The 26,305-nt window shown below is 50.1% G+C and carries 47 protein-coding genes; 7 read left to right on the top strand and 40 right to left on the bottom strand.

From position 1 onward, the window contains the following. Positions 1-326 precede the first annotated feature (326 nt). Complete coding sequence (locus tag HED65_RS21945; protein ID WP_114980125.1) at positions 327-881, top strand: gamma carbonic anhydrase family protein; 555 nt, start codon at positions 327-329, stop codon at positions 879-881. On the opposite strand, the gene HED65_RS21940 is transcribed toward HED65_RS21945, so the two are convergent. Genes HED65_RS21940 through dprA form a run of 6 tightly spaced genes read right to left on the bottom strand, consistent with a single transcriptional unit; the run spans position 857 to position 4,640 of the window. Then, on the bottom strand, positions 857-1,105 hold the full coding sequence (locus HED65_RS21940) for a DUF1488 family protein (protein WP_114980124.1): 249 nt from the start codon (positions 1,103-1,105) through the stop codon (positions 857-859). The genes HED65_RS21945 and HED65_RS21940 overlap by 25 nt on opposite strands. Continuing rightward, positions 1,102-1,920: a shikimate dehydrogenase gene (aroE, locus tag HED65_RS21935; protein ID WP_114980123.1), complete on the bottom strand. Its 819-nt coding sequence runs from the start codon at positions 1,918-1,920 to the stop codon at positions 1,102-1,104. Before aroE ends, HED65_RS21940 begins: the two co-directional genes overlap by 4 nt. A gap of 4 nt (positions 1,921-1,924) precedes the next feature. Continuing rightward, complete coding sequence (gene tsaC / locus HED65_RS21930) at positions 1,925-2,497, bottom strand: L-threonylcarbamoyladenylate synthase type 1 TsaC (protein ID WP_114980122.1); 573 nt, start codon at positions 2,495-2,497, stop codon at positions 1,925-1,927. Then, entirely contained in the window at positions 2,490-3,044 is a 555-nt protein-coding gene (locus tag HED65_RS21925; protein ID WP_114980121.1) for a DNA topoisomerase family protein, read from the bottom strand. Before HED65_RS21925 ends, tsaC begins: the two co-directional genes overlap by 8 nt. Positions 3,045-3,070: 26 nt before the next feature. Beyond that, a complete protein-coding gene (gene smg / locus HED65_RS21920; protein ID WP_008503477.1) occupies positions 3,071-3,544 on the bottom strand; it encodes a DUF494 family protein Smg in 474 nt (157 codons plus the stop codon). Then, entirely contained in the window at positions 3,516-4,640 is a 1,125-nt protein-coding gene (dprA, locus tag HED65_RS21915; protein WP_114980127.1) for a DNA-protecting protein DprA, read from the bottom strand. The genes smg and dprA overlap by 29 nt, the downstream gene beginning before the upstream one ends. A 127-nt stretch (positions 4,641-4,767) precedes the next feature. Here dprA and def point away from each other — a divergent pair, with 127 nt between their 5' ends. The 5 genes from def (at position 4,768) to mscL (ending at position 9,543) form a co-directional block, all read left to right on the top strand. Then, positions 4,768-5,277 carry a peptide deformylase gene (def, locus tag HED65_RS21910; RefSeq protein ID WP_114980120.1) on the top strand — a complete coding sequence of 170 codons (510 nt, stop codon included), beginning with the start codon at positions 4,768-4,770 and terminating at the stop codon, positions 5,275-5,277. Between the two features lie 23 nt (positions 5,278-5,300). Continuing rightward, positions 5,301-6,248, top strand: a complete 948-nt coding sequence (fmt, locus tag HED65_RS21905; RefSeq protein WP_114980119.1) for a methionyl-tRNA formyltransferase — start codon at positions 5,301-5,303, stop codon at positions 6,246-6,248. Between the two features lie 52 nt (positions 6,249-6,300). After that, complete coding sequence (gene rsmB, locus HED65_RS21900) at positions 6,301-7,587, top strand: 16S rRNA (cytosine(967)-C(5))-methyltransferase RsmB (protein ID WP_114980118.1); 1,287 nt, start codon at positions 6,301-6,303, stop codon at positions 7,585-7,587. Positions 7,588-7,609: 22 nt separating this feature from the next. Continuing rightward, entirely contained in the window at positions 7,610-8,986 is a 1,377-nt protein-coding gene (gene trkA / locus HED65_RS21895; RefSeq protein ID WP_013099016.1) for a Trk system potassium transporter TrkA, read from the top strand. Between the two features lie 146 nt (positions 8,987-9,132). Beyond that, the gene (gene mscL, locus HED65_RS21890; RefSeq protein WP_014072054.1) at positions 9,133-9,543 is read left to right on the top strand and encodes a large-conductance mechanosensitive channel protein MscL; all 411 of its coding nucleotides are present in this window, start codon (positions 9,133-9,135) and stop codon (positions 9,541-9,543) included. On the opposite strand, the gene HED65_RS21885 is transcribed toward mscL, so the two are convergent. From HED65_RS21885 to rpsJ, 31 genes are all read right to left on the bottom strand, one after another. Next, positions 9,544-9,759 carry an alternative ribosome-rescue factor A gene (locus tag HED65_RS21885; protein ID WP_028018488.1) on the bottom strand — a complete coding sequence of 72 codons (216 nt, stop codon included), beginning with the start codon at positions 9,757-9,759 and terminating at the stop codon, positions 9,544-9,546. 57 nt (positions 9,760-9,816) lie between these two features. Then, positions 9,817-10,242, bottom strand: coding sequence for a Zn(2+)-responsive transcriptional regulator (gene zntR / locus HED65_RS21880; protein ID WP_114980117.1), 426 nt, complete (start codon positions 10,240-10,242; stop codon positions 9,817-9,819). A 2-nt stretch (positions 10,243-10,244) separates the two neighbouring features. Further along, on the bottom strand, positions 10,245-10,613 hold the full coding sequence (locus HED65_RS21875) for a DnaJ family domain-containing protein (protein WP_114980116.1): 369 nt from the start codon (positions 10,611-10,613) through the stop codon (positions 10,245-10,247). A 107-nt stretch (positions 10,614-10,720) separates the two neighbouring features. After that, complete coding sequence (gene rplQ, locus HED65_RS21870) at positions 10,721-11,104, bottom strand: 50S ribosomal protein L17 (protein WP_001216368.1); 384 nt, start codon at positions 11,102-11,104, stop codon at positions 10,721-10,723. 40 nt (positions 11,105-11,144) lie between these two features. Beyond that, positions 11,145-12,134 carry a DNA-directed RNA polymerase subunit alpha gene (locus HED65_RS21865; protein WP_002919219.1) on the bottom strand — a complete coding sequence of 330 codons (990 nt, stop codon included), beginning with the start codon at positions 12,132-12,134 and terminating at the stop codon, positions 11,145-11,147. Positions 12,135-12,159: 25 nt separating this feature from the next. Then, complete coding sequence (gene rpsD, locus HED65_RS21860) at positions 12,160-12,780, bottom strand: 30S ribosomal protein S4 (protein WP_004868345.1); 621 nt, start codon at positions 12,778-12,780, stop codon at positions 12,160-12,162. A 32-nt stretch (positions 12,781-12,812) separates the two neighbouring features. Beyond that, positions 12,813-13,202: a 30S ribosomal protein S11 gene (rpsK, locus tag HED65_RS21855; RefSeq protein ID WP_003863312.1), complete on the bottom strand. Its 390-nt coding sequence runs from the start codon at positions 13,200-13,202 to the stop codon at positions 12,813-12,815. A gap of 16 nt (positions 13,203-13,218) precedes the next feature. Further along, positions 13,219-13,575: a 30S ribosomal protein S13 gene (gene rpsM / locus HED65_RS21850; protein WP_003863308.1), complete on the bottom strand. Its 357-nt coding sequence runs from the start codon at positions 13,573-13,575 to the stop codon at positions 13,219-13,221. 146 nt (positions 13,576-13,721) lie between these two features. Beyond that, a complete protein-coding gene (gene rpmJ, locus HED65_RS21845; protein ID WP_000868187.1) occupies positions 13,722-13,838 on the bottom strand; it encodes a 50S ribosomal protein L36 in 117 nt (38 codons plus the stop codon). A 31-nt stretch (positions 13,839-13,869) separates the two neighbouring features. Next, positions 13,870-15,201, bottom strand: a complete 1,332-nt coding sequence (gene secY / locus HED65_RS21840) for a preprotein translocase subunit SecY (protein ID WP_003863305.1) — start codon at positions 15,199-15,201, stop codon at positions 13,870-13,872. A gap of 7 nt (positions 15,202-15,208) precedes the next feature. Further along, positions 15,209-15,643 (bottom strand): 50S ribosomal protein L15, encoded by a 435-nt coding sequence (gene rplO / locus HED65_RS21835; RefSeq protein ID WP_014885468.1) that lies wholly within the window; start codon positions 15,641-15,643, stop codon positions 15,209-15,211. 3 nt (positions 15,644-15,646) lie between these two features. Continuing rightward, complete coding sequence (rpmD, locus tag HED65_RS21830; protein WP_003863301.1) at positions 15,647-15,826, bottom strand: 50S ribosomal protein L30; 180 nt, start codon at positions 15,824-15,826, stop codon at positions 15,647-15,649. Between the two features lie 6 nt (positions 15,827-15,832). Further along, positions 15,833-16,333: a 30S ribosomal protein S5 gene (rpsE, locus tag HED65_RS21825; RefSeq protein WP_003863299.1), complete on the bottom strand. Its 501-nt coding sequence runs from the start codon at positions 16,331-16,333 to the stop codon at positions 15,833-15,835. 14 nt (positions 16,334-16,347) lie between these two features. Then, complete coding sequence (gene rplR, locus HED65_RS21820) at positions 16,348-16,701, bottom strand: 50S ribosomal protein L18 (protein ID WP_013099023.1); 354 nt, start codon at positions 16,699-16,701, stop codon at positions 16,348-16,350. A gap of 9 nt (positions 16,702-16,710) precedes the next feature. Continuing rightward, positions 16,711-17,244, bottom strand: a complete 534-nt coding sequence (rplF, locus tag HED65_RS21815) for a 50S ribosomal protein L6 (RefSeq protein ID WP_003863296.1) — start codon at positions 17,242-17,244, stop codon at positions 16,711-16,713. Positions 17,245-17,256: 12 nt separating this feature from the next. Continuing rightward, the gene (rpsH, locus tag HED65_RS21810) at positions 17,257-17,649 is read right to left on the bottom strand and encodes a 30S ribosomal protein S8 (protein ID WP_006178918.1); all 393 of its coding nucleotides are present in this window, start codon (positions 17,647-17,649) and stop codon (positions 17,257-17,259) included. Positions 17,650-17,679: 30 nt separating this feature from the next. Continuing rightward, the gene (rpsN, locus tag HED65_RS21805) at positions 17,680-17,985 is read right to left on the bottom strand and encodes a 30S ribosomal protein S14 (protein ID WP_003863291.1); all 306 of its coding nucleotides are present in this window, start codon (positions 17,983-17,985) and stop codon (positions 17,680-17,682) included. 14 nt (positions 17,986-17,999) lie between these two features. Next, complete coding sequence (gene rplE / locus HED65_RS21800) at positions 18,000-18,539, bottom strand: 50S ribosomal protein L5 (RefSeq protein ID WP_001096202.1); 540 nt, start codon at positions 18,537-18,539, stop codon at positions 18,000-18,002. Positions 18,540-18,553: 14 nt separating this feature from the next. Beyond that, a complete protein-coding gene (rplX, locus tag HED65_RS21795; protein WP_003863287.1) occupies positions 18,554-18,868 on the bottom strand; it encodes a 50S ribosomal protein L24 in 315 nt (104 codons plus the stop codon). A gap of 10 nt (positions 18,869-18,878) precedes the next feature. Further along, positions 18,879-19,250 (bottom strand): 50S ribosomal protein L14, encoded by a 372-nt coding sequence (gene rplN / locus HED65_RS21790; RefSeq protein WP_002919748.1) that lies wholly within the window; start codon positions 19,248-19,250, stop codon positions 18,879-18,881. A gap of 166 nt (positions 19,251-19,416) precedes the next feature. Then, on the bottom strand, positions 19,417-19,671 hold the full coding sequence (rpsQ, locus tag HED65_RS21785; protein WP_008503489.1) for a 30S ribosomal protein S17: 255 nt from the start codon (positions 19,669-19,671) through the stop codon (positions 19,417-19,419). Continuing rightward, positions 19,671-19,862, bottom strand: a complete 192-nt coding sequence (gene rpmC, locus HED65_RS21780; protein WP_003863282.1) for a 50S ribosomal protein L29 — start codon at positions 19,860-19,862, stop codon at positions 19,671-19,673. Before rpmC ends, rpsQ begins: the two co-directional genes overlap by 1 nt. Next, on the bottom strand, positions 19,862-20,272 hold the full coding sequence (rplP, locus tag HED65_RS21775) for a 50S ribosomal protein L16 (protein ID WP_002919759.1): 411 nt from the start codon (positions 20,270-20,272) through the stop codon (positions 19,862-19,864). The genes rpmC and rplP overlap by 1 nt, the downstream gene beginning before the upstream one ends. A 12-nt stretch (positions 20,273-20,284) precedes the next feature. Then, positions 20,285-20,986 (bottom strand): 30S ribosomal protein S3, encoded by a 702-nt coding sequence (gene rpsC, locus HED65_RS21770; RefSeq protein WP_000529945.1) that lies wholly within the window; start codon positions 20,984-20,986, stop codon positions 20,285-20,287. A gap of 17 nt (positions 20,987-21,003) precedes the next feature. Next, on the bottom strand, positions 21,004-21,336 hold the full coding sequence (rplV, locus tag HED65_RS21765) for a 50S ribosomal protein L22 (protein WP_002919773.1): 333 nt from the start codon (positions 21,334-21,336) through the stop codon (positions 21,004-21,006). A 14-nt stretch (positions 21,337-21,350) separates the two neighbouring features. Then, on the bottom strand, positions 21,351-21,629 hold the full coding sequence (gene rpsS / locus HED65_RS21760) for a 30S ribosomal protein S19 (RefSeq protein WP_001138117.1): 279 nt from the start codon (positions 21,627-21,629) through the stop codon (positions 21,351-21,353). Positions 21,630-21,645: 16 nt separating this feature from the next. Next, positions 21,646-22,467: a 50S ribosomal protein L2 gene (gene rplB, locus HED65_RS21755; RefSeq protein WP_000301859.1), complete on the bottom strand. Its 822-nt coding sequence runs from the start codon at positions 22,465-22,467 to the stop codon at positions 21,646-21,648. Positions 22,468-22,484: 17 nt separating this feature from the next. After that, positions 22,485-22,787, bottom strand: coding sequence for a 50S ribosomal protein L23 (rplW, locus tag HED65_RS21750; protein ID WP_000617546.1), 303 nt, complete (start codon positions 22,785-22,787; stop codon positions 22,485-22,487). Next, on the bottom strand, positions 22,784-23,389 hold the full coding sequence (gene rplD, locus HED65_RS21745; RefSeq protein WP_000424395.1) for a 50S ribosomal protein L4: 606 nt from the start codon (positions 23,387-23,389) through the stop codon (positions 22,784-22,786). Before rplD ends, rplW begins: the two co-directional genes overlap by 4 nt. Positions 23,390-23,399: 10 nt before the next feature. Further along, on the bottom strand, positions 23,400-24,029 hold the full coding sequence (rplC, locus tag HED65_RS21740) for a 50S ribosomal protein L3 (protein ID WP_003863274.1): 630 nt from the start codon (positions 24,027-24,029) through the stop codon (positions 23,400-23,402). Between the two features lie 32 nt (positions 24,030-24,061). Continuing rightward, positions 24,062-24,373: a 30S ribosomal protein S10 gene (gene rpsJ, locus HED65_RS21735; protein WP_001181005.1), complete on the bottom strand. Its 312-nt coding sequence runs from the start codon at positions 24,371-24,373 to the stop codon at positions 24,062-24,064. Between the two features lie 380 nt (positions 24,374-24,753). Here rpsJ and HED65_RS21730 point away from each other — a divergent pair, with 380 nt between their 5' ends. Beyond that, positions 24,754-25,227, top strand: a complete 474-nt coding sequence (locus tag HED65_RS21730) for a prepilin peptidase (RefSeq protein WP_114980126.1) — start codon at positions 24,754-24,756, stop codon at positions 25,225-25,227. Here the strand turns inward: HED65_RS21730 and bfr are convergent. The 3 genes from bfr to HED65_RS21715 all read right to left on the bottom strand — a co-directional run. Next, the gene (gene bfr / locus HED65_RS21725) at positions 25,211-25,687 is read right to left on the bottom strand and encodes a bacterioferritin (RefSeq protein ID WP_114980115.1); all 477 of its coding nucleotides are present in this window, start codon (positions 25,685-25,687) and stop codon (positions 25,211-25,213) included. The genes HED65_RS21730 and bfr overlap by 17 nt on opposite strands. A gap of 72 nt (positions 25,688-25,759) precedes the next feature. After that, positions 25,760-25,954, bottom strand: coding sequence for a bacterioferritin-associated ferredoxin (gene bfd, locus HED65_RS21720; protein ID WP_008503493.1), 195 nt, complete (start codon positions 25,952-25,954; stop codon positions 25,760-25,762). A 178-nt stretch (positions 25,955-26,132) separates the two neighbouring features. Then, on the bottom strand, positions 26,133-26,305 hold a 173-nt coding region (locus tag HED65_RS21715), incomplete at its 5' end, for an EF-Tu C-terminal domain-related protein (RefSeq protein WP_023377491.1).

Genomic DNA, 26,305 nt, shown 5'->3' with positions numbered 1-26,305 from the left:
TGCAACGCGGCTTTCGCTCACCGTTGCGAGGTGGCGTATATTACGCTTTCCTCTTTCAGAGTCAACCCGTTATTTCAGGATTTTTTCTCTTCAACCGACCGGGTTGTTTGTGAAGTGATTCACATCCGCCGTGTCGATGGAGGCGCATTATAGGGATCCCATTTTTTAGCACAAGTACTTTTTGGATCTTTTTTTCCGACTGTCGATTTTCCGCGCTTTTCGCTGAAAACCCACCCGATCTGCTTAAATATTGACGCATTTTACCTTGCCTCGATCCAATAATATGATCAAAGTCTTCTGTATAGCGCTCATCCATAGAGGTAGATATGCCCGCAGTATTACGTCCTTATAAAGATCTGTTCCCCAAAAAAGGCGATCGCGTGATGATCGATGCCAGCAGCGTGGTCATTGGTGATGTGAGAATTGCCGCTGACGTCAGTATCTGGCCACTTGTCGCCATCAGGGGGGATGTCAACTTCGTGTCGATTGGTGCCCGTACCAATATTCAGGATGGTAGTGTTTTGCATGTCACACACAAATCCTCATACAACCCGGAGGGCAATCCCCTCATCATTGGAGAGGATGTTACCGTCGGCCATAAAGTGATGCTTCACGGCTGCACTATCGGTAATCGGGTACTTGTGGGGATGGGTTCGATTTTGCTGGATGGTGTGATAGTAGAAGACGACGTAATGATTGGCGCCGGAAGCCTTGTCCCGCAAAACAAACGTCTGGAAAGCGGTTATCTCTATTTAGGTAGCCCGGTGAAACAGATCCGCCCCTTAAAAGAGGCGGAAATTGAAGGGTTGAAATACTCAGCGAATAACTATGTGAAATGGAAAGATGAGTATCTGGCTCAGGACAACCAGACCCAGCCCTGATCGTCTTCCTGTTGATCGCGGATCAAATCGCTGGCTTCTTCTTCGAGATCCCAGCGATTTTCACAAAATACGTCTAGTGGATTAGAACCGCCAAAGCGACTCAGCAACGTTTCTCCGCCGATCGCACAGGTCAATTGCATCCCGTGCACCAGCACCGGAAAACAGACAGCGTGTTTGCTCTCATCCCAGACTTCTCTGTCAGGAAAATGAATTGCCTGGTTCACTCAGTCAGTTCCTGCTTCAGCTTTTCAATCACCGGTTCGACCGCTGGTAACACTCCGTGCCAAAGCAGCACTGCATGCGCCGCCTGCCCCACCAGCATACCTAGTCCATCCGCCAGATGCTTCGCACCGTGTTGTTCACACCAGTTCAGGAAAGGTGTCTTCCCTTTCTGATAAAACATGTCGTAGAAATAGATGTGGTGACTCACCAGTGAAGAAGGGATCGCCGGAACTTCGCCACCGATGCCGCTAGAGGTGGCATTAATGATCAGATCGAACTCGTGACCTGCCAGATCATCAAGCGCAACTGCGCTTACACTGCCGGTATGTGCGAACAACCCCGCTAACGCTTCTGCTCTGGAAAAAGTGCGGTTGGTAATCGTCACAGCACAATCAAAAGATAAAAGAGGAAGCAGTACGCCACGAGAAGCCCCGCCCGCGCCTATCAGTAGAATTCGAAAACCCGGTTTAATAAATGACAGTCTTTCCAGATCGCTAAGCAACCCGATACCATCCGTGTTGTCGCCAAGCAACCGCCCATCCTCAAGCCGTTTTAGCGTATTCACGGCACCGGCAAGAGAAGCACGTTCAGTCAGTTCATCCGCGCGTTCAAAAGCTTCTTCTTTAAAAGGTACCGTCACATTTGCACCTTTACCGCCCGCGTCGAAAAAAGCATTCAGGGTTGGAACAAATGCGTCAACAGGTGCCAGCACGCGGCCATAGGGATGAACTATCTGTAGCTGGCCAGCAAACTGCTGATGGATCCAGGGTGACTTACTGTGCGCTATCGGGTTACCAAAAACAGCATAAGCTTCCATCACATTACCCCTGGCGAAAACGTTCGCCGGTCAAAGCGTCGCGGATTTCCGAAGGATTCAGTCGACCACCCGTTTCACCCAATGCTACCGGGAAATCACTACCGAATTGCGCCAGTACTTCTTCAGTTGTTCGGCACGGAGGCAGTCCGGTCAGGTTGGCACTGGTTGAGACCAGTGGTTTGCCAAACGCCAGACACAGTTTTACCACCAGCGGATGGTCGGTGACGCGGACGGCGAGGGAATCAAACTTTCCGGTTAACCAGCGCGGTGTCGTAGGTTGGGCCGGAAAAACAAAGGTCACAGGCCCAGGCCACGCGGAGAAGATAGTCTCCCGCTGAGCCGGTGTTAGCATGGAATCATCAATATAAGGCTTTAGTTGTTCATAATTGGCAGCGATTAAAATCAGCCCTTTTTCGACGGGCCTCTGTTTGAGTGCCAATAATCGGCCAACGGCCGTCTCGCTGTCAGGATCGCAACCGACCCCAAAGACAGCTTCAGTTGGATAGGCGATGACTTCTTCGTTTTTCAGGACATCCACCGCATGCGCAATGGAGCCTGATGGCAGGTTATTATTCACTATTTTGATCCGCCGAAACCGGCTTTCCACATTGTTTACTGGCGCAGAAGCGTTTCATACCTTGCGCCGTTTTCTTCTCAATAAGTAGCGGATAATTGCAATGAGTGCAGACGCCCGCTACCGGTTTGAAATTGATAACGAACTGGCATTCAGGGTAGCGATCACAAGAATGGAAGGTCTTACCAAAACGAGAACGACGCTGTACCAGTTGCCCACGTTGGCATTGAGGACAAGCAATAGCCGTTTCATCCGGTTTATCAATTTGTTCTGTATGTTCGCATTCGGGGTAACGGCTACATCCAATGAACATGCCGAAACGCCCCTGACGCAGCGCTAACTCGCCGCCGCAAAGAGGGCAAAACTGTCCCTCCAGAATTTTAACGATATGTCCGTCCGCCTGGCTTTTCAGGGGACGGACATAATCACATTCCGGATACTGTGAACAACCGAGAAACGGGCCGTGTTTCCCGGACCGAATAACAAGTTCAGCCCCGCACTGCGGGCAGGGCTCATTTTTATGCACCGTGAATAGTGCTGATTTGGCCATAACAACTCTTGGTGCTGCATATTGAATTAATGCAGCATACCTTCATTCACTTCAAAGAGTAATTCTTCCATCTGCTGATAGGCATTTTCACAGCCCGGGATATTAAACAGAACCATCAGAATCACCCATTTGAGGTCTTCCAGTTCAAATTCTGCTGTATCCAGCGCCATGACGCGCTCTATCACCATTTCTCTCGTTTCGAGGTTTAGCACCTGAATCTGCTCAAGGAATAAAATGAATCCCCGGCAGCTGGCGTCCAGCCTTTCACACTCTTCAGCGGTATAGATGCGTACAGACAATGGGTCAGAAGCAAGCTGCATAGGTTCGGCGAGGCCTTCCTGATAATCAGCCAACTTTTCCAGCCACATCAACGCATTATAGATATCTTCCCGCTCAAACCCCGCATCGGTAAGATCCTGTGTCAATTTGTCCTGATCCACTCGCATTTCTGCTTCGTTATGGATGTAAGTCTCAAACAAATACATCAGTACGTCGAACATGGCATGCCCTCCTTAATCGGACATAGCCGCCGGGTACAGCTGCGATCCACCCTGCTAACTCCAGTTCGAGTAGCTGTGCTACCGTTACTGGCACAGGTTGGCCGGCACGTTCAGCGACAACGTCAACAGGTGTTACCTCATCTCCTACGTTAGCCAGGAGCTTGGGAAATGGCAATGCCACCTTTCCCTGATCTGATGAATATTGTCGCTTTTCGGGATCTTCCTGTAGCCATTGCAACCCATATTGCAAATTTTCAAGAATGTCCCCTACTTCCGTTACCGGTGTTGCACCTTGCTTTATCAGCCAGTGCGGCCCTTCACATCCGGGGTTACCTATTGGACCGGGCAAGGCAAAAATTTCTCTCCCCTGTTCGAGCGCGCATCGAGCTGTGACCAACGAGCCGCTTCGCAGTGCCGCTTCAACCACCAATACCCCCTGGCTTAACCCGCTGATAATTCGATTACGACGGGGAAAGTTTGCTGGTCTGGGCTGCGCCGAAAGGGGGAACTCAGACACTATCGCACCGCCAGATTCGATGAGACGCATAGCCAAAGCCTGATGCCGACAGGGATAAATGCTAAAAAGACCGTTCCCCAACACGGCTACACTACAGCCTTTTACTGACAGCGCGGCGTTGTGGGCAACGCCATCAATACCACAGGCCAGCCCGCTGGTGATCGTGAACCCGCTTTGAGAAAGCTGCTCGCACAGAATTCTCCCCCATCGCTCTCCGTACCATGACGGCACACGACTACCCACAACAGCCAACTGGATAGTGTTAAGCGCCTCAGGGTTGCCTTTTACGAATAATGCCCCCGGATAATCGGGAATCGTTCGAAGCAAGGGAGGATAAAGCGGATCACGCGCCGTCAATAAATGATTGCCCGGCTGCTCAAGCCACTTCAGGCTGCGTTCCAGCTCACTTTCATCTTGAGCAAAGAACCGTCCTGCTTGCTTTGCTGTCAGTCCGGTGTTTCTGAGAACAGGAACATCCAGGCTAGTCTGCTTCTGTAGCTGTGCCGCGGCTTCCAGCATTGCATCGCCACAAAGAGACCCTGTATGTATTAACCGTAACCATATCTCGGTAGATGTCATCCTTTCCCCTGCCATAAGCGGCCTCCGCAATCATTGCGATTGGTCACTGATGCTGTCAATCAATGGGGGATTTGTCTAGAATAGAGGTATTATTGTTATCAACTCCTGAACACGACTCTGGAAATTTATGGCAGTTTTGCAAGTGTTACATATTCCGGACGAGCGCCTTCGCATCGTCGCTGAACCGGTTAAAGAAGTGAATGCAGAAATTCAGCGTATCGTAGATGATATGTTCGATACCATGTACGCCGAAGAAGGCATTGGCCTTGCGGCGACTCAGGTGGACATTCACAAGCGCATTATCGTGATCGACGTTTCTGAAAATCGCGATGGTCGTCTGGTGCTGATCAATCCTGAGTTGCTTGAAAAAAGTGGCGAAACCGGTATTGAGGAAGGCTGTCTGTCCATTCCGGAACAGCGCGCTTTAGTGCCGCGTGCCGAAAAAGTGAAAATTCGCGCTCTGGATCGTGAAGGTAATCCGTTCGAGCTGGAAGCAGACGACCTGCTGGCGATTTGTATTCAGCATGAGATGGATCACCTGGTCGGTAAACTGTTTATCGATTACCTCTCACCACTGAAACAACAGCGTATTCGCCAGAAAGTAGAGAAACTGGATCGTATGCGCTCTCGTGCATAACATCCCGGGATACAAGGAATAACGTGTCTAAATCGCTACGTATTATCTTTGCAGGAACGCCTGATTTTGCAGCGCGTCATCTTGACGCGCTGTTATCTTCTGGTCACCAGGTTGTGGGTGTATTTACTCAACCAGATCGTCCGGCTGGCCGTGGCAAAAAGCTGATGCCAAGCCCGGTAAAAGTCTTGGCTGAAGAACATGGATTACCTGTATTCCAGCCAGCCTCCCTACGTTCACCGGAAAACCAGCAACTTGTTGCTGACCTGAATGCCGACGTGATGGTGGTAGTGGCTTACGGTTTAATTCTGCCAAAAGCTGTGCTTGATATGCCTCGCCTGGGCTGTGTAAATGTGCACGGTTCTCTGCTGCCTCGCTGGCGTGGCGCCGCGCCTATCCAGCGTTCTTTATGGGCAGGTGATGCAGAGACTGGCGTCACTATCATGAAGATGGACGTAGGTTTAGACACTGGCGACATGCTGTATAAACTCGCCTGCCCAATTACCGCAGAAGACACCAGCGCAACACTGTACGACAAGCTGGCGGACCTTGGCCCTCAGGGTCTCATCGAGACGCTGCAACAGCTTGCGGATAATACGGCGCAACCTGAAGTTCAGGATGAAGCGCTGGTCACCTATGCCGAAAAGCTGAGCAAAGAAGAAGCGCGAATAGACTGGTCTCTGTCAGCGGCTCAACTCGAACGCTGCATTCGCGCGTTTAATCCATGGCCTATGAGCTGGATGGAGATCGATGAGCAGCCAGTGAAAGTCTGGAAAGCCTCCGTCATTAGCGGTAATACCACGGCTGAACCCGGTACGATTATTGATGCCAGCAAGAACGGTATCCAGGTGGCGACAGCGCAAGGGATCCTGAATCTTGAATCGCTGCAACCGGCCGGTAAGAAAGCCATGAGTGCTCAGGACCTGTTAAATTCCCGTCGCGAATGGTTTATCCCTGGCAATCGTCTTGCCTGAACAAATTTATTCTTAAGGCCCGGAGTTTCCGGGCATTTTTATTTTTACGGTTATGAAAAAACAAAATCTACGCAGTATGGCGGCTCAGGCCGTTGAGCAGGTTATCGAGCAGGGCCAGTCTTTGAGTAACGTCCTGCCTCCACTGCAACAAAAAGTCTCTGATAAAGACAAAGCCCTGCTTCAGGAGCTCTGCTTTGGCGTCCTGCGCACACTCTCTCAGCTTGAGTGGTTGATTAATAAGCTGATGTCGCGGCCAATGACTGGCAAGCAACGTACCGTACATTATTTGATTATGGTAGGTTTCTATCAGCTTCTTCATACCCGTATTCCACCTCATGCCGCTCTGGCTGAGACAGTGGAAGGTGCTGTTGCGATCAAACGTCCCCAACTGAAAGGTCTGATCAACGGAGTACTGCGTCAGTTCCAGCGACAGCAGGAAGAGCTTCTTGCTGAGTTTGCTCAAAGTGAAACACGTTTCCTGCACCCAGAATGGCTTCTGAATCGCCTGAAAAAAGCTTATCCGCAGCAGTGGCAGGACATTGCCGAAGCCAATAACCAGCGCCCGCCAATGTGGTTGCGCGTGAATCGTAATCATCATTCTCGCGATGCCTGGCTGGCTTTGCTTGAAGAGGCTGGAATGAACGGCTTCACACATGACGCCTATCCTGATGCCGTACGTTTAGCATCGCCTGCACCGGTACATGCATTACCCGGTTTTGACGAAGGCTGGGTAACTGTACAGGATGCCTCTGCCCAGGGTTGCATGACCTGGCTTGAACCCAAAAATGGAGAGCAGATCCTCGATCTCTGCGCCGCGCCAGGAGGCAAAACCACGCATATTCTGGAAGTTGCACCTCAGGCCAGCGTATTGGCAGTGGACGTTGATGAACAACGTCTTTCACGCGTCTACGACAACCTGAAACGTCTGGGTATGAAGGCGCAGGTTAAGCAAGGTGATGGGCGCAAACCCGCAGAATGGTGTGGCGAGACGAAATTTGATCGGATTTTGCTGGACGCCCCCTGCTCAGCAACCGGTGTTATTCGCCGTCATCCGGATATTAAGTGGCTGCGTCGTGACCGTGATATAAAGGAACTTGCCCAGCTGCAATCCGACATTCTTGATGCTATCTGGCCACATCTGAAACCTGGCGGAACACTGGTTTATGCGACGTGTTCCATACTTCCGGAAGAGAACAGCCAGCAAATTGCGGCTTTCCTTAAACGTACTCCGGACGCTGCGTTAAGAGATACGGGGACACCTGAATGCCCCGGTCAGCAGAACCTGCCTGGTGCAGAAGAGGGTGATGGCTTCTTTTACGCTAAGCTAATCAAAGAGTGATGTTGAGAACAGGTCACGAGATATGAAGATAATCATTCTGGGCGCAGGACAGGTTGGTGGAACGCTGGCAGAGAACCTGGTTGGCGAAAACAACGACATCACAATTGTTGATACCAACGGCGATCGGCTGCGCGTGTTGCAGGACAAGTTTGACCTTCGTGTTGTGCAGGGTCACGGCTCGCATCCGCGAGTCCTTCGTGAAGCGGGTGCCGATGATGCCGACATGCTGGTTGCAGTAACCAGCTCTGACGAAACCAATATGGTTGCTTGTCAGGTGGCTTACTCACTTTTCAACACACCAAACCGAATCGCGCGCATTCGCTCTCCTGACTATGTTCGTGATGCAGAGAAACTGTTCAATTCAGAAGCAGTACCGATTGACCATCTCATTGCGCCAGAACAACTGGTTATCGACAATATCTATCGCCTGATCGAATATCCTGGCGCACTGCAGGTAGTGAACTTTGCTGAAGGTAAAGTGAGTCTTGCAGTGGTTAAGGCCTATTACGGTGGGCCATTAATCGGCAATGCGCTCTCCACAATGCGTGAGCATATGCCGCATATTGATACTCGTGTCGCAGCCATTTTCCGCCACGACAGACCTATTCGTCCCCAAGGCTCCACGATTGTTGAAGCCGGCGATGAGGTCTTCTTTATTGCGGCCTCTCAGCATATTCGCGCAGTGATGAGTGAACTTCAGCGTCTCGAGAAGCCATATAAACGTATTATGCTGGTCGGTGGTGGCAATATCGGTGCTGGCCTGGCGCGTAGACTGGAAAAAGATTACAGCGTGAAATTGATCGAACGAGATCAGCAACGAGCTTCTGAACTGGCAGAAAAGTTGCAGAACACGATCGTATTTTATGGCGATGCATCGGATCAGGAACTACTGGCTGAAGAACATATTGATCAGGTTGATCTGTTTATTGCCGTCACCAACGACGATGAAGCAAATATTATGTCAGCCATGCTCGCCAAACGAATGGGGGCAAAAAAGGTGATGGTGCTTATTCAGCGCCGGGCTTATGTTGACCTTGTTCAGGGGAGTGTCATTGATATCGCTATTTCGCCACAGCAAGCGACCATTTCCGCACTCCTGAGCCATGTTCGCAAAGCGGATATTGTCGGCGTTTCATCTCTGCGTCGCGGCGTGGCAGAAGCCATTGAAGCCGTAGCTCATGGCGATGAAACCACATCACGCGTTGTGGGCCGTGCCATTGATGAGATTAAACTTCCACCGGGGACAATTATCGGGGCCGTGGTACGTGGGAATGATGTCATGATTGCCAATGATAATTTACGTATCGAGCAAGGGGACCACGTTATTATGTTCCTTACCGATAAAAAATTTATTACCGATGTCGAACGCCTGTTCCAGCCGAGTCCATTCTTCCTGTAATCATTCAGGTGCTCCTCAAAGAGCACCTGAACATAATCCCTCTATTTAACATGCCTTTTATTTTTCATAACGATTATTTATCCCCAATGGCAAATAGCTAATCATTTGTTAAACTTATAATCGTCAGCTGGCACAAGGAGAGCATAATGAGTTTTATTAAAGAATTTCGCGAATTTGCGATGCGCGGGAATGTAGTAGATTTGGCAGTGGGTGTCATTATTGGTGCGGCATTCGGTAAGATCGTCTCATCACTAGTAGCCGACATTATCATGCCACCGTTGGGTTTATTAATCGGGGGCATTGATTTCAAACAATTTGCCGTCACACTTCGGGATGCACAGGGCGATGTCCCGGCGGTTGTAATGCATTACGGTGTGTTCATTCAGAACATATTCGACTTTGTAATTGTGGCGTTTGCAATTTTTATGGCCATCAAGCTTATCAACAAGCTAAATCGTAAAAAAGAAGAACCTGCAGCAGCGCCAGCACCTACAAAAGAAGAAGTTTTGCTGACAGAGATTCGCGATCTGTTAAAAGAGCAGAATAATCGCTCTTGATCAGAAACTAAAAGCAAGAAGGCCAGTGGTAAAAAAGCGATCCGCTTGTTTGCCACTGGCCTCCCAGTTACCCCGTTTTGCATGTTTGTCTTTACGCAGATAACTTCCCTTCCCTTTTTTACTTTTCTCGACGCGCTGTCTGAAGAGCGGGTCGTGTAGTAGAGCTTCAATAGCGTTATCTTTGATTTGTCCCTTCGTATGCTGATAGCGGCTCATAATTTCTCCTGAGCATGGTTAATGTCGACGGAAGTCTAGATCCGGGCGGACAAAAAATCAACTGTCCCCCATTTCTCCACTTGCCCCCTGTTCAAGGGTTTCCAGAATTGAACAATAGATGCTGCTGTGCGCCGTTCCACAGCAAGCGTCATTCAGCCTTTGTAAAGAACGCTGCATAGTCTGCAACTCCTGAATGCGCGCTTCAACCTCGTCCAGGCGAGCCTGAACAATACTCTTCGACTCCTGGCAGGTATGATGTTCCGGATCAATACGGATCGATAATAACTCGCGGATCGAATCCAGTGTGAAACCAAGCTGTCGCGCATAACGAATAAACCGCAGACGTTGTAGATCGTTATCGGTATAAAGGCGAAAACCACCCTCAGTGCGAACTTCATGATCAATCATCTGCTGCTTTTCATAGTATCGGATGGTATCCGGTGTTACGTTCGCGAGCTTTGCAAGTTCACCGATACGGTACATAACTATTCCTCGTTTATTTTATGCATCAATCTTTCGCCGTATTCACCGTGCAGAAAGTCAGTATTCATTCCCGCCTGGCGAAGCTTAAGTTCAATCAGTGCGAGCCGACGGGTAAGTTCAGAATGTCGAGGATCGTCCTGACGGATACCTTTGAGTAGATCAGCAAGCTCAACCGCCTCCCTGCGCTGTTCGAGTTCAGGAGGAAGACAACCTGCATTTTTCAGTAATCGATATCCTGCACGTAATTCTGGCGCGATGTGCGAATCGTCTTCCAGCACAAGGGGAGCACCACTTCCTGGAAGATCATCAAATTCACCTTTTTTTTGGGCATCGCGAATATGGCGTTCTGCCCACTGATCGAGCAACCACATTATTAGCTCCAGGGAAAGAACAGATTTGATACAGACATTGTAGAGAAGTGGGGATATACCGGATATAAAAAAACCCGCCGAGGCGGGTTTTTTTACGTTACTACAGATTACTCTGCAGCAGCTTCTGCTTTCTCTGAACGATCAACCAGCTCGATGTAAGCCATCGGCGCGTTGTCGCCTGCACGGAAGCCACACTTCAGAATGCGAGTGTAACCACCGGCACGGCTCGCGAAACGCGGGCCCAGTTCGTTAAACAGTTTTGCCACGATCTCGTTATCACGAGTACGGGCGAATGCCAGACGACGATTAGCAACGCTGTCAGTCTTGGCAAGAGTAATCAGCGGCTCAACTACGCGACGCAGCTCTTTCGCTTTAGGCAGGGTCGTCTTGATGATCTCATGACGAACCAGTGAACCTGCCATGTTGCGGAACATAGCCTGGCGATGGCTGCTGTTGCGGTTCAGTTGACGACCACTCTTACGATGGCGCATGACCTTATCCTTCTCAGTAAAACCTTAACCTGTGATCCGGTTACTCGTCAGCAATGCTAGCTGGTGGCCAGTTTTCCAGGCGCATGCCCAGAGACAGACCACGTGAAGCCAGCACGTCTTTAATCTCAGTAAGAGATTTTTTACCCAGGTTCGGCGTTTTCAGCAACTCAACCTCGGTACGCTGTACCAGATCACCGATATAGTGGATAGCTTCTGCCTTGAGGCAGTTAGCAGAGCGGACAGTCAATTCGAGATCGTCAACAGGGCGCAGCAGGATCGGATCGAATTCTGGTTTCTCTTCTTTCACTTCCGGCTGACGTACATCACGTAAGTCAACGAAAGCTTCCAGTTGTTCTGCCAGGATGGTTGCCGCACGACGAATCGCCTCTTCAGGATCGATTGTGCCGTTGGTTTCCATTTCGATGACCAGCTTGTCCAGGTCGGTACGCTGTTCTACACGCGCTGCTTCAACATTGTAGGCAATACGCTCTACAGGGCTGTAGCATGCGTCGACCAGCAGACGGCCGATTGGGCGCTCATCTTCTTCCGAATGAATTCGGGCAGAAGCCGGCACATAACCACGACCGCGCTGAACTTTGATACGCATGCTAATAGCTGCGTTCTCATCGGTCAGGTGGCAGATCACGTGCTGCGGCTTGACGATTTCAACATCACCGTCGTGGGTGATGTCGGCTGCAGTCACAGGGCCAATGCCAGATTTATTCAGAGTAAGAATAACTTCATCTTTACCCTGAACTCTCACCGCCAGCCCTTTCAGGTTGAGCAGGATTTCAAGGATATCTTCCTGAACGCCTTCTTTGGTGCTGTACTCATGAAGTACACCATCAATCTCAACCTCGGTCACCGCGCAACCCGGCATCGATGAGAGCAGAATACGGCGCAGTGCGTTACCCAGAGTATGGCCAAAGCCACGCTCTAAAGGCTCAAGGGTCACCTTGGCGTGCGTCGAACTCACTTGCTCGATATCTACCAGGCGCGGTTTTAGAAACTCTGTCACAGAACCCTGCATTGTGTCCTCTCTTTGGTACTAAGCTTTACTTGGAGTAAAGCTCGACGATCAGGTGTTCGTTAATGTCCGCAGACAGATCAGAACGTTCTGGCTGACGCTTGAACGTACCTTCCATCTTGCCAGCATCAACTTCCAGCCAGGTTGGCTTTTCACGCTGCTCAGCCAGCTCCAGAGCGGCCTTCACGCGAGATTGCTTTTTCGCTTTCTCACGAATGCTAACAACGTCATTCGCTTTAACCTGATAAGAAGCGATGTTAACAACACGACCGTTTACCATGATTGCTTTGTGGCTAACCAGCTGACGTGATTCAGCACGAGTAGCGCCGAAGCCCATACGGTATACAACGTTGTCCAGACGACCTTCCAGCAGAGCCAGCAGGTTTTCACCCGTGTTGCCTTTCAGACGTGCTGCTTCTTTATAGTAGTTACGGAACTGACGCTCCAGCACACCGTACATACGGCGAACTTTTTGCTTTTCACGCAACTGCACACCATAGTCAGACAGACGCGGTTTACGCGCACCGTGCTGGCCAGGAGCTTGTTCAATTTTACACTTGGTATCGATCGCGCGAACGCCAGACTTAAGGAATAAGTCGGTGCCCTCACGACGGCTCAGCTTGAGCTTAGGACCCAAATATCTTGCCATTTTCTATCTCCAACTAACCTAAAAAACGAGCGTTATACGCGACGTTTTTTCGGCGGACGACAACCGTTATGAGGGATCGGAGTCACATCAGTAATATTAGTGATGCGGAAACCAGCGGCGTTCAGAGCGCGAACAGTAGATTCACGACCCGGACCCGGACCTTTAACCATAACTTCCAGATTCTTGATGCCGTATTCTTTTACGGCTTCAGCGCAACGCTCTGCTGCAACCTGAGCTGCGAACGGAGTGGATTTGCGAGAACCACGGAAACCGGAACCACCGGCTGTTGCCCAACCCAATGCGTTACCCTGACGATCAGTAATAGTAACGATGGTGTTGTTGAAAGAAGCATGGATATGAGCCACGCCGTCAGAGACTTGTTTTCTTACACGTTTACGTGCACGAACTGGTGCCTTTGCCATTATTCAATCACCCCGATTATTTCTTGATCGGTTTGCGCGGACCCTTACGGGTACGTGCGTTGGTCTTAGTACGCTGACCGCGCACTGGCAGACCACGACGATGACGCAAACCGCGATAGCAACCAAGATCCATCAGGCGCTTGATGCTCATGCTGATTTCACGGCGCAGATCACCTTCAACGACAAATTTGGCAACTTCGTCACGCAGCGTGTCGATTTGTTCTTCAGACAGCTCACTGATCTTAACATCTTCAGCGATACCCGCTGCAGCCAGAATGGCTTTAGAACGGGTCTTGCCGACGCCGTAGATCGAAGTTAATGCGATCACAGCATGTTTCTGATCAGGAATGTTAATGCCTGCTATACGGGCCACTATGCACTCCTACTATTTAATATGTACGCACCATGCTGAAAAGCCCGTTTTCAGGATACTCAAATGGAAACGTACAGACATACAAAAGATTGGCTGGCTAATCTAGCCAGCTCAACCCAACTTTGCAAGAAAAATATGCGAAATAATCAGCCTTGGCGCTGTTTATGCTTCGGCTCGGCACTGCAAATCACACGGATGACACCATCACGCTTAACGATTTTGCAGTTACGGCATAATTTCTTGACGGAAGCACGAACTTTCATTTTTACTCTCCGTAACTTCTCAGGCGACCAATTAGCGGCCGTAGCCTTTCAGGTTCGCCTTCTTCAATGCAGACTCGTACTGACTGGACATCATCAGAGTTTGCACTTGAGCCATAAAGTCCATAATCACGACAACAACGATAAGCAGTGAGGTTCCACCGAAGTAGAACGGTACTTTCATTGCATCACGCATGAACTCCGGGATCAGGCAGATAAAAGTAATATAAAGCGCACCAACCAAAGTCAGGCGAGTCATTACTTTATCGATATACTTCGCCGTTTGCTCTCCCGGACGAATTCCTGGTACAAATGCACCGGACTTCTTCAGGTTATCTGCTGTTTCACGCGGGTTGAAGACCAACGCCGTGTAGAAGAAACAGAAGAAGATGATCGCAGACGCATAGAGTAACACATAAAGTGGTTGCCCAGGCTGCAAATACAGCGAAATTGTTGTCAGCCAGTTCCAACCAGTCCCGCCCCCGAACCATGACGCGATGGTCGCCGGGAACAGAATAATACTGGAAGCGAAGATCGCCGGGATTACCCCTGCCATATTCACTTTCAGCGGTAAATGTGTGCTCTGTGCAGCATAGACACGACGACCTTGCTGGCGTTTAGCGTAGTTCACCACAATGCGGCGTTGACCACGTTCAACGAAGACAACAAAGAACGTCACTGCAAATACTAATACTGCAACCAACAGCAACAGGAGGAAGTGCAGGTCGCCTTGACGCGCTTGCTCGATAGTATGGGCGATGGCTGGCGGGAGGCCCGCAACAATACCGGCGAAGATAATGATTGAGATACCGTTACCGATACCACGCTCAGTAATCTGTTCGCCGAGCCACATCAGGAACATCGTCCCTGTGACCAGACTAACAACAGCGGTGAAATAGAATGCAAAGCCTGGGTTTAATACCAGGCCCTGCATACCAGGCATATTCGGAAGACCGGTAGCAATACCGATCGACTGGAATATTGCCAGCACCAGAGTACCGTAACGGGTGTACTGACTAATCTTACGACGTCCAGACTCCCCTTCTTTCTTCAACTCTGCCAGGGCCGGATGAACGACCGTCAGCAGCTGGATAATAATAGATGCCGAAATGTACGGCATAATACCCAGAGCGAAGATAGAAGCACGGCTGAGAGCACCACCAGAGAACATGTTGAACATTTCAATGATGGTGCCTCGCTGTTGCTCAAGCAGTTTGGCAAGTACAGCGGCATCGATACCAGGGATCGGAATAAAAGAGCCAATACGGAACACAATCAGCGCGCCGATAACAAACAGCAGTCTGCGTTTCAGCTCGCCAAATCCACCTTTGGCACTTTGAAAATCTAATCCCGGTTGCTTAGCCATCTGCTACTTATTCCTCAATTTTACCGCCAGCAGCTTCGATAGCAGCACGAGCACCTTTAGTAACACGCAGGCCACGAACAGTTACCGGAGTAGAAACTTCACCAGACAGGATCACTTTCGCGAACTCGATCTGGATACCGATAATGTTTGCTGCTTTCAGCGTGTTCAGGTCTACAACGCCGCCTTCAACTTTCGCCAGGTCAGACAGACGGATTTCCGCTGTGATCGCTGCTTTGCGAGAGGTGAAGCCGAACTTCGGCAGACGACGGTACAGTGGCATCTGGCCACCCTCGAAACCGCGACGTACGCCACCGCCAGAACGAGAGTTCTGACCTTTGTGACCACGACCACCGGTTTTGCCGAGGCCAGAACCGATACCACGACCCAGGCGTTTACCCGCCTTTTTAGAGCCTTCGGCCGGAGACAGAGTATTTAAACGCATCTCTTACTCCTCAACTTTAACCATGAAGTAAACCGCGTTGACCATACCGCGAACAGCAGGAGTATCCTCGCGCTCAACGGTATGACCAATACGACGCAGACCCAGGCCAAGCAGCGTTGCCTTGTGTTTCGGCAGACGACCGATTGCACTGCGGGTTTGAGTGATTTTAATAGTCTTTGCCATGGTCAATTACCCCAGAATTTCTTCAACGGATTTACCACGCTTGGCAGCGACCATTTCTGGAGAATTCATATTTTCCAGGCCATCAATAGTTGCACGAACCACGTTGATCGGGTTTGTGGAACCATATGCTTTAGCCAGAACGTTATGAACTCCAGCAACTTCCAGAACGGCGCGCATTGCACCACCGGCGATGATACCGGTACCTTCTGAAGCTGGCTGCATGAATACACGAGAACCCGTGTGAACACCTTTAACTGGGTGCTGCAGGGTGCCGTTGTTCAGCGCGACGTTAATCATGTTGCGACGGGCTTTTTCCATCGCTTTCTGGATCGCTGCTGGAACTTCACGCGCTTTACCGTAACCAAAACCAACGCGACCGTTACCATCACCCACTACAGTCAGAGCTGTGAAGGAGAAAATACGACCACCTTTAACGGTTTTAGATACGCGGTTTACCGCGATCAGCTTTTCCTGCAGTTCGCCAGCCTGTTTTTCGATGTGAGCCATCTTACACCTCTACCTTAGAACTGAAGGCCAGCTTCACGGGCAGCATCTGCCAGTGCCTGGACACGACCATGATATTGGAACCCGGAACGGTCAAAGGAAACATTGCTGATGCCTTTTTCCAGAGCGCGTTCAGCAACAGCTTTACCTACAGCTGCAGCGGCGTCTTTGTTACCGGTGTACTTCAATTGTTCTGCGATAGCTTTTTCTACAGTAGAAGCAGCTACCAGAACTTCAGAACCGTTCGGTGCAATTACCTGTGCGTAAATATGACGCGGGGTACGATGTACCACCAGGCGAGTTGCACCCAGCTCTTTGAGCTTGCGGCGTGCGCGGGTCGCACGACGGATACGAGCAGATTTCTTATCCATAGTGTTACCTTACTTCTTCTTAGCCTCTTTGGTACGCACGACTTCGTCGGCGTAACGAACACCCTTGCCTTTGTAAGGCTCAGGACGACGGTAGGCGCGCAGATCTGCTGCAACCTGGCCGATCAGCTGTTTATCAGCGCCTTTCAGCACGATTTCAGTTTGAGTCGGACATTCTGCAGTGATACCGGCCGGCAGCGGATGCTCAACAGGGTGTGAGAAGCCCAGAGACAGGCCTACTGCATTCCCTTTGATAGCTGCACGATAACCTACACCAACCAGCTGAAGCTTTTTAGTGAAGCCTTCGGTAACACCAACAACCATTGAGTTCAGCAGGGCACGCGCGGTACCAGCCTGAGCCCATCCATCCACGAAACCATCACGTGGACCGAAGGTCAGAGCGTTATCTGCATGTTTAACTTCAACAGCTTTGTTGAGGGTACGAGTCAGCTCGCCGTTTTTACCTTTGATCGTAATAACCTGACCGTCGATTTTTACATCAACGCCGGCAGGAATAACGACCGGTGCTTTAGCAACACGAGACATTCTTTCCTCCGATTAGGCTACGTAGCAGATAATTTCGCCACCAAGACCAGCCTGGCGCGCTGCACGATCAGTCATAACACCTTTAGAGGTAGAAACAACTGCGATACCAAGACCAGCCATAACTTTTGGCAGCTCATCTTTTTTCTTATAGATGCGCAGGCCTGGGCGGCTGACACGCTGAATGCTTTCTACAACAGCTTTACCCTGGAAATACTTGAGAGTAAGTTCCAGTTCCGGCTTGGTGTCGCCTTCAACTTTAAAATCTTCGATAAAACCTTCTTCCTTCAGCACGTTGGCAATTGCCACTTTCAGCTTGGCGGAAGGCATGGTGACCGCAACTTTGTTCGCGGCCTGACCGTTACGGATACGGGTCAGCATATCCGCGATCGGATCTTGCATGCTCATCTGTCTTTACTCCCGTGATTCAATTGGTAATTACCAGCTAGCCTTTTTCAAGCCTGGTACTTCACCGCGCATGGCGGCTTCACGCAGTTTGATACGGCTCAACCCAAACTTGCCCACATAACCATGTGGACGACCTGTTTGACGACAGCGGTTACGCTGACGAGACGGGCTGGAATCACGCGGCAGAGACTGCAGCTTGAGAACCGCATTCCAACGATCTTCGTCGGAAGCGTTCACATCAGAAATGATCGCTTTCAGTTCAGCGCGTTTAGCGAAGAATTTATCAGCTAAAGCTACGCGCTTTACTTCGCGTGCTTTCATTGATTGCTTAGCCATTCAGTAACCCTACCTTACTTGCGGAACGGGAAGTCAAAGGCAGCCAGCAGAGCACGGCCTTCTTCGTCAGATTTCGCAGTAGTGGTAATGGTAATATCCAAACCACGCACGCGGTCGACTTTATCGTAGTCGATTTCTGGGAAGATGATCTGCTCACGGACACCCATGCTGTAGTTACCACGACCGTCGAAAGACTTAGCGGACAAGCCACGGAAGTCACGGATACGTGGAACAGCAATAGTGATCAGGCGCTCAAAGAACTCCCACATGCGTTCGCCACGCAGAGTTACTTTACAGCCGATCGGATAGCCCTGACGGATTTTGAAGCCTGCAACAGATTTGCGTGCTTTGGTGATCAGCGGTTTTTGACCGGAGATTGCTGTCAGGTCAGCTGCTGCGTTATCCAGCAGTTTCTTGTCAGCGATCGCTTCACCAACACCCATGTTCAGGGTGATCTTCTCGACCCGAGGGACTTGCATGACAGAATTGTAGTTAAACTCAGTCATGAGTTTTTTAACTACTTCGTCTTTGTAGTAATCATGCAGTTTCGCCATCGTACTACTCCAAATTACTTGATAGTTTCGCTGTTAGACTTGAAGAAACGGACTTTTTTACCGTCTTCGAATCTAAAGCCTACACGGTCAGCCTTGCCGGTAGCCGCATTGAAGATTGCAACGTTAGAAACCTGAATAGCAGCTTCTTTTTCAACGATGCCGCCTGGTTGGTTCAGGGCCGGAACCGGCTTCTGATGTTTCTTAACCAGGTTGATACCTTCAACGACGAGTTTGCCGGAAGACAGAACATTTTTTACTTTACCGCGTTTACCTTTATCTTTACCGGTTAACACGATAACTTCGTCATCACGACGGATTTTCGCTGCCATGATTCGCTCCTTAGAGTACTTCTGGTGCCAGAGAGATAATTTTCATGAACTTCTCAGTACGAAGTTCACGAGTTACCGGCCCAAAGATACGCGTGCCGATAGGCTGCTCGCTGTTATTGTTTAAAATAACGCATGCATTACCATCGAAGCGAATGACAGAACCGTCAGGGCGACGAACACCCTTCTTGGTGCGCACCACTACCGCCTTCAGCACATCACCTTTTTTGACCTTACCACGTGGAATTGCTTCCTTGATGGTGATCTTGATGATGTCGCCTACGCCTGCGTAGCGACGGTGCGAGCCACCCAGAACCTTGATACACATTACGCGACGTGCACCGGAGTTGTCGGCGACGTTCAGCATAGTCTGTTCTTGGATCATTTTAGTGCTCCGCTAATGTCAACTACTACCTGAGACTCTAAAATCAGAGCCGTTAAAAAGCCCCATATCGAGGGCGCGGCATTATAACACCGCTTCTACAATATGGGTAGAAAAAATAAACGGCTCATCGCTGAGCCGTTTATTCGTATTGAGAATGCGTACTGTATTACAGAACAGCTTTCTCTACAACGCGAACCAGCGTCCAGGACTTAGTCTTGGACAGTGGACGGCATTCACGGATTTCAACCTTGTCGCCGATACCACATTCGTTGTTCTCGTCATGTACGTGCAGTTTGGTCGTACGCTTGATGAATTTACCGTAGATCGGGTGTTTCACAATACGTTCGATAGCTACAACAATGGATTTCTCCATTTTGTCGCTAACAACACGACCTTGCAGAGTACGGATTTTATCGGTCATTACGCACCCGCCTTCTGAGTCAGTAAAGTCTTAACGCGTGCAACATTGCGACGCACTTGCTTCAGCAGGTGAGTCTGTTGCAGCTGGCCACTTGCAGCCTGCATACGCAGGTTGAACTGCTCACGCAGCAGGTTCAGCAGCTCAGCGTTCAGCTCTTCAACGCTTTTTTCACGCAGCTCTTTTGCTTTCATTACATCACCGTCTTAGTTACAAAGGTGGTTTTGATAGGCAGTTTCGCTGCTGCCAGGCCGAAGGCTTCACGGGCCAGCTCTTCCGGAACACCGTCCATTTCATACAGGACTTTGCCCGGTTGGATCAAGGCAACCCAGTACTCCACGTTACCTTTACCTTTACCCATACGAACTTCCAGCGGCTTCTCGGTAATTGGTTTGTCCGGGAATACACGGATCCAAATTTTACCTTGACGCTTAACTGCACGGGTCATTGCACGACGTGCTGCTTCGATCTGACGTGCAGTCAGACGACCACGGCCAACAGCTTTCAGACCGAAAGTGCCGAAGCTAACATCCGTACCCTGCGCCAGACCACGGTTGCGGCCTTTGTGCACTTTACGGAATTTTGTACGCTTTGGTTGTAACATCAGCGACGCTCCTTATTTACGGCCTTTACGCTGCTGCTTTTTAGGTTGAGCAGCCGGTTTTTCCGGTTGTTCAACAGCAGCCATACCACCCAGGATCTCACCTTTGAAGATCCATACCTTAACGCCGATTACACCGTAAGTGGTGTGCGCTTCAGAGGTGTTGTAGTCGATGTCAGCACGCAGAGTGTGCAGCGGTACGCGACCTTCACGGTACCATTCGGTACGTGCGATTTCCGCGCCGCCCAGACGGCCGCTAACTTCAACTTTGATACCTTTAGCGCCCAGACGCATTGCGTTCTGTACAGCACGCTTCATAGCACGACGGAACATAACACGACGTTCCAGCTGTGAAGTGATGCTGTCAGCAACCAATTTAGCGTCCAGTTCAGGCTTACGAACTTCAGCGATATTGATCTGTGCAGGAACGCCAGCGATATCCGCTACGACCTTGCGCAGTTTTTCTACGTCTTCGCCTTTCTTACCGATAACGATGCCAGGACGAGCAGTGTGGATAGTCACACGGATGCTCTTAGCTGGACGCTCGATAACGATACGAGATACAGACGCTTTAGCCAGTTCCTTAGTCAGGTACTGACGTACTTTAAAATCGCTGTCCAGGTTGTCAGCGAATTCTTTGGTGTTCGCAAACCAGGTAGAGTTCCATGGTTTTACAATACCCAGGCGAATACCATTAGGATGTACTTTCTGACCCATTGCTAGTCTCCAGAGTCTCAGCGATCGGACACAACCACAGTAATGTGGCTGGTGCGCTTCAGGATGCGATCTGCACGACCTTTCGCACGCGGCATAATGCGCTTCATGCTTGGGCCTTCATCTACGAAAATTTTCGCGACTTTCAGATCGTCGATGTCAGCGCCATCGTTGTGTTCAGCGTTAGCAATGGCAGATTCCAGTACTTTCTTGACCAATACCGCAGCTTTCTTGTTGGTATAGGTCAGGATGTCCAGGGCCTGCGACACTTTCTTACCGCGAATCAGGTCAGCAACAAGGCGAACCTTCTGTGCAGAAGAACGAGCATGGCGATGTTGAGCTAAAGTTTCCATCTCTTCCTCCTACCTTATTTCTTCTTCGCTTTTTTATCAGCAGCGTGGCCGCGATAAGTACGAGTCGGTGCGAATTCACCCAGTTTGTGACCAACCATTTCGTCGGTAACAAAGACTGGAACGTGCTGACGACCATTATGGACAGCGATGGTCAAACCGATCATGTTAGGAAAGATCGTTGAACGACGGGACCAAGTGCGCAGGGGCTTCTTGTCTCCGCTTTCCACCGCTTTCTCTACCTTCTTCAGCAAGTGCAGGTCAATAAAAGGACCTTTCTTGAGAGAACGTGGCATGGCTTATCCTCTAAAATTATTTGCTACGGCGACGTACGATAAATTTATCAGTACGCTTGTTGCTGCGGGTCTTCTTACCTTTGGTCTGAACGCCCCACGGAGTTACCGGGTGCTTACCAAAGTTACGACCTTCACCACCACCATGTGGGTGGTCGACTGGGTTCATCGCAGTACCGCGAACGGTAGGACGAACACCACGCCAGCGTGCAGCACCTGCTTTACCCAGAACGCGCAGCATATGCTCAGCATTGCCAACTTCGCCCAGGGTTGCACGGCAGTCTGCTTCGACTTTACGCATTTCACCAGAACGCAGACGCAGGGTGACATAAGCACCATCACGAGCAACGATCTGAACGTAAGTACCAGCGGAACGTGCCAGCTGACCGCCTTTACCTGGTTTCATTTCTACGTTATGAACGGTAGAACCAACCGGGATATTGCGCATCGGCAGGGTGTTACCTGCTTTGATTGCAGCATCAACGCCAGACTGAATCTGGTCGCCAGCTTTCAGGCCTTTAGGGGCCAGGATGTAACGGCGTTCGCCGTCTTTGTACAGAACCAGCGCGATGTTCGCGGAACGGTTCGGATCGTACTCAAGACGTTCAACAACTGCTGGGATACCGTCTTTGTTGCGTTTGAAGTCAACAATACGATAAGCCTGCTTGTGGCCACCACCGATGTGACGAGTGGTGATACGGCCATTGTTGTTACGACCACCGGATTTGCTGTTTTTTTCCAGCAACGGAGCAAAAGGTTTGCCCTTGTGCAGCTCAGGGTTAACCACTTTAACTACGTGGCGACGACCCGGAGATGTCGGTTTACATTTAACAACTGCCATTGTATTACTCCTCCGACTTACTCAGCGCCGCCAACGAAGTCCAGATTCTGGCCTTCTTTCAGGGTGACGTAAGCTTTTTTCCAGTCGCTACGACGACCGATACGCTGTCCGTGACGTTTAACTTTCCCTTTAACTACCAGGGTGTTAACGACTTCGACTTCGACTTCAAACAGTTTCTGCACAGCAGCTTTGATCTCTGCTTTGGTCGCGTCTTTAGCAACTTTGAGAACGATGGTGTTTGTTTTTTCCATCGCAGTAGACGCTTTTTCAGAAACGTGCGGTGCGCGAAGCACCTTCAGCAGACGTTCTTCACGAATCATGCCAGCATCTCCTCAACTTGCTTAACAGCATCAGCAGTCATTACGACTTTGTCGAAGGCGATCAGGCTAACCGGGTCGATACCAGTCGCATCGCGTACGTCAACCTTGTGCAGGTTACGTGCGGCCAGGAACAGGTTCTCGTCCAGCTCACCGGTGATGATCAGCACATCTTCCAGAGCCATGTCTTTCAGTTTCTGTGCCAGCAGCTTAGTTTTAGGCGCTTCTACAGAGAACTTCTCGACAACGATCAGACGATCCTGACGTACCAGTTCGGACAGGATGCTTTTCAGCGCGCCGCGGTACATCTTTTTGTTAACTTTTTGACTGTGGTCCTGTGGACGCGCAGCGAAGGTCACGCCACCTGAACGCCAGATCGGGCTCTTGATAGAACCTGAACGCGCACGGCCGGTACCTTTCTGGCGCCATGGCTTTTTGCCGGAACCAGTTACTTCAGCACGAGTCTTCTGAGCACGAGTACCCTGACGAGCACCAGCTGCATAAGCAACAACAACCTGGTGAACCAGCGCTTCGTTGAAATCACGACCGAAGGTAGTTTCGGAAACAGTCAGCGCGCTCTGCGCGTCTTTCAATACTAATTCCATTGCTATCCCCTTACGCCTTCACAGCTGGTTTAACGATCAGGTCGCTACCGGTTGCACCCGGGACCGCACCTTTAACCAGCAGCAGGTTGCGCTCAGCGTCAACACGTACTACGTCCAGGCTCTGAACGGTTACACGTTCGTTACCCAGCTGACCTGCCATTTTCTTGCCTTTGAACACTTTGCCCGGAGTCTGGTTCTGACCGATAGAACCCGGAACGCGGTGAGACAAGGAGTTACCGTGGGTAGCGTCCTGGGTACGGAAGTTCCAGCGCTTAACGGTACCAGCAAAACCTTTACCTTTAGAGGTACCGGTTACGTCAACTTTTTTAACGTCAGCAAACAGCTCAACGCTAATGTCCTGACCTACGGTGAACTCTTCGCCTTCAGCAAGACGGAATTCCCACAGACCACGGCCAGCTTCTACGCCAGCTTTAGCGAAGTGACCCGCTTCTGGTTTGGTTACACGGTTAGCTTTTTTAGCACCAGTGGTAACCTGAATAGCGCGGTAGCCATCGTTAGCCAGATCTTTAACCTGAGTAACGCGGTTTGCTTCAACTTCGATTACGGTTACTGGGATAGAAACGCCATCTTCAGTGAAGATGCGGGTCATACCCACTTTTTTACCGACTAAACCAATCATTGTTTCAACCTCTCAATCGCTCGATGACCTGATTAACCCAGGCTGATCTGCACGTCTACACCGGCAGCCAGATCCAGACGCATCAGAGCATCAACGGTTTTCTCAGTTGGCTCAACGATGTCAACCAGACGCTTGTGAGTGCGGATTTCGTACTGATCACGCGCGTCTTTGTTAACGTGCGGGGAGATCAGAACGGTGAAGCGCTCTTTGCGGGTCGGCAGCGGGATCGGACCACGGACTTGCGCACCAGTGCGCTTAGCAGTCTCGACGATTTCCGCGGTTGATTGATCGATCAGACGATGATCAAACGCTTTAAGGCGGATACGGATTCTTTGGTTCTGCATGAGACCAGAGCTCCAATTATTTTATAAACGAAAATGATTACTCCTCAAACCCATTACGATTGATGGGAGAGTGTAACCGTTCTTACGTAGCTCCCCAATTGGGAGCATTGTTGAGTAACAAAATGAGTTACTCTGGTTCTGATTGAACCCGCCGTCAATTACGACAAGCCCGCGCATTATACGTAAATCTGGGCAAGACGCAAGTGCCGTTTAGAAATTAAGCGCCAAAGACGCTGTGTGCGTAAGGGCGCGCAACATTTTATGCAATGTGTTGCTTATCGAATCTTTGTCTGGAACCGCTACGCAATTGCTGCTTTTGTGCATTGCCCGATAAGCAGGTTATAACGAGTATGCGCTCAAACCCCTTTGAGGCCTTTTCCATGTTAACCACCCTCCCCTTTCTGCTGGTCTATTTTTCGCTGACGGCCTTTCTTATCCATGCTGATATTCGCTACGGACTGCTTCCCGATAAATTTCTCTGCCCGTTACTATGGGTGGGTCTGCTCTTTCAGCTTTGTATCCATTCTGATTTTTTACCGAGTGCGGTAGTGGGTGTGATGGCAGGATATTTTGGTTTTGCCGTTATTTACTGGGGCTATCGGTTTATCTGCGGGCGCGAAGGGATGGGATATGGCGATGTTAAATACCTGGCAGCGCTTGGCGCGTGGCATGGTTGGTGCGTACTGCCAGCCCTGGCGTTACTCGCTGCGCTTATGGCGCTTCTTTGCATTCTTGCTTTTTCATTACTCACCCCTGATAAAGAGGCAATAAAAAACCCGCTGCCTTTTGGGCCATTTCTGGCAGCTGCGGGTTTGTGCGTTGGCTGGAAAACGCTGGTTACTCTTCCACTTTAATCTGCGATTGAAGGTAGTTTTGCAGGCCTATTTTAGCAATGAGATCCAGCTCAGTTTCCAGCCAGTCGATATGGCCTTCTTCATCAGCCAGAATCTGGATCATCATATCGCGGCTGACGTAGTCATGGACACTATCCGCATAGGCAATGGCTTCCCGCAGATTTTTTGCGCCTTCGAGCTCCAGCGCAAGGTCGGAACGCAACATCTCTTCGACATCTTCTCCGATGCCCAACTTTCCGAGATCCTGCAGATTAGGAATGCCTTCAAGGAATAAAATACGCTCGATATATTTATCAGCGTGTTTCATTTCATCAATAGATTCATGGTACTCAACGTCGTTTAGACGTTTAAGTCCCCAGTTTTTAAACATTCTCGCGTGAAGAAAGTACTGGTTGATTGCGACAAGCTCATTTCCCAATAATTTATTGAGATAACTTATGATTTTAACATCACCTTTCATTATATAGTCCCTCCGCTTCCACTCATTGAAGCGTAGATCGGGCTACAGGGATGTCAAAAAAAAGATGGGCGCTTACGCGATCTCTTTGTATTCCGGGATCTGCATCAGTTCGTCCTGCATGATCTCACGCGCAGCACGTACGCACTTACCGCATTGATTTCCCACTGGAACAAATTTGCGAAGCTGCTGGAATGACTGTGGCTGAAACTGGCGAACGGCCTGACGTATTTTTTTGTCACTGACACCATTACATAAACAAACGTACATAAAAACTCCCGTTCAAAATATGCGCAAAGTGTAAGTGAGAATGGTTATGATTACAATAGCACAAGCGCCAGAATACGGGGCGGGAGCAGGTAAAAAATGCGAAATTTTGTGACAGTGCCTGGGCGACAGAAAACAAAAAAGGACGCCGAAGCGTCCTTTTTTATTCGGGGATAATTAATTAGCCCAGAACTTTAGCAACAACGCCCGCGCCAACGGTACGGCCGCCTTCACGGATTGCGAAACGCAGACCGTCGTCCATCGCGATTGGGTGGATCAGAGTCACAACCATCTTGATGTTGTCGCCTGGCATTACCATCTCTACGCCTTCTGGCAGTTCGATGGTACCGGTCA

This window comes from Pantoea sp. LS15 (genome assembly GCF_012241585.1).
Lineage (GTDB): Bacteria > Pseudomonadota > Gammaproteobacteria > Enterobacterales > Enterobacteriaceae > Enterobacter.
The sequence above is the reverse complement of the archived record's forward strand: the minus strand, read 5'-3'. Positions and strand labels throughout refer to the sequence as shown.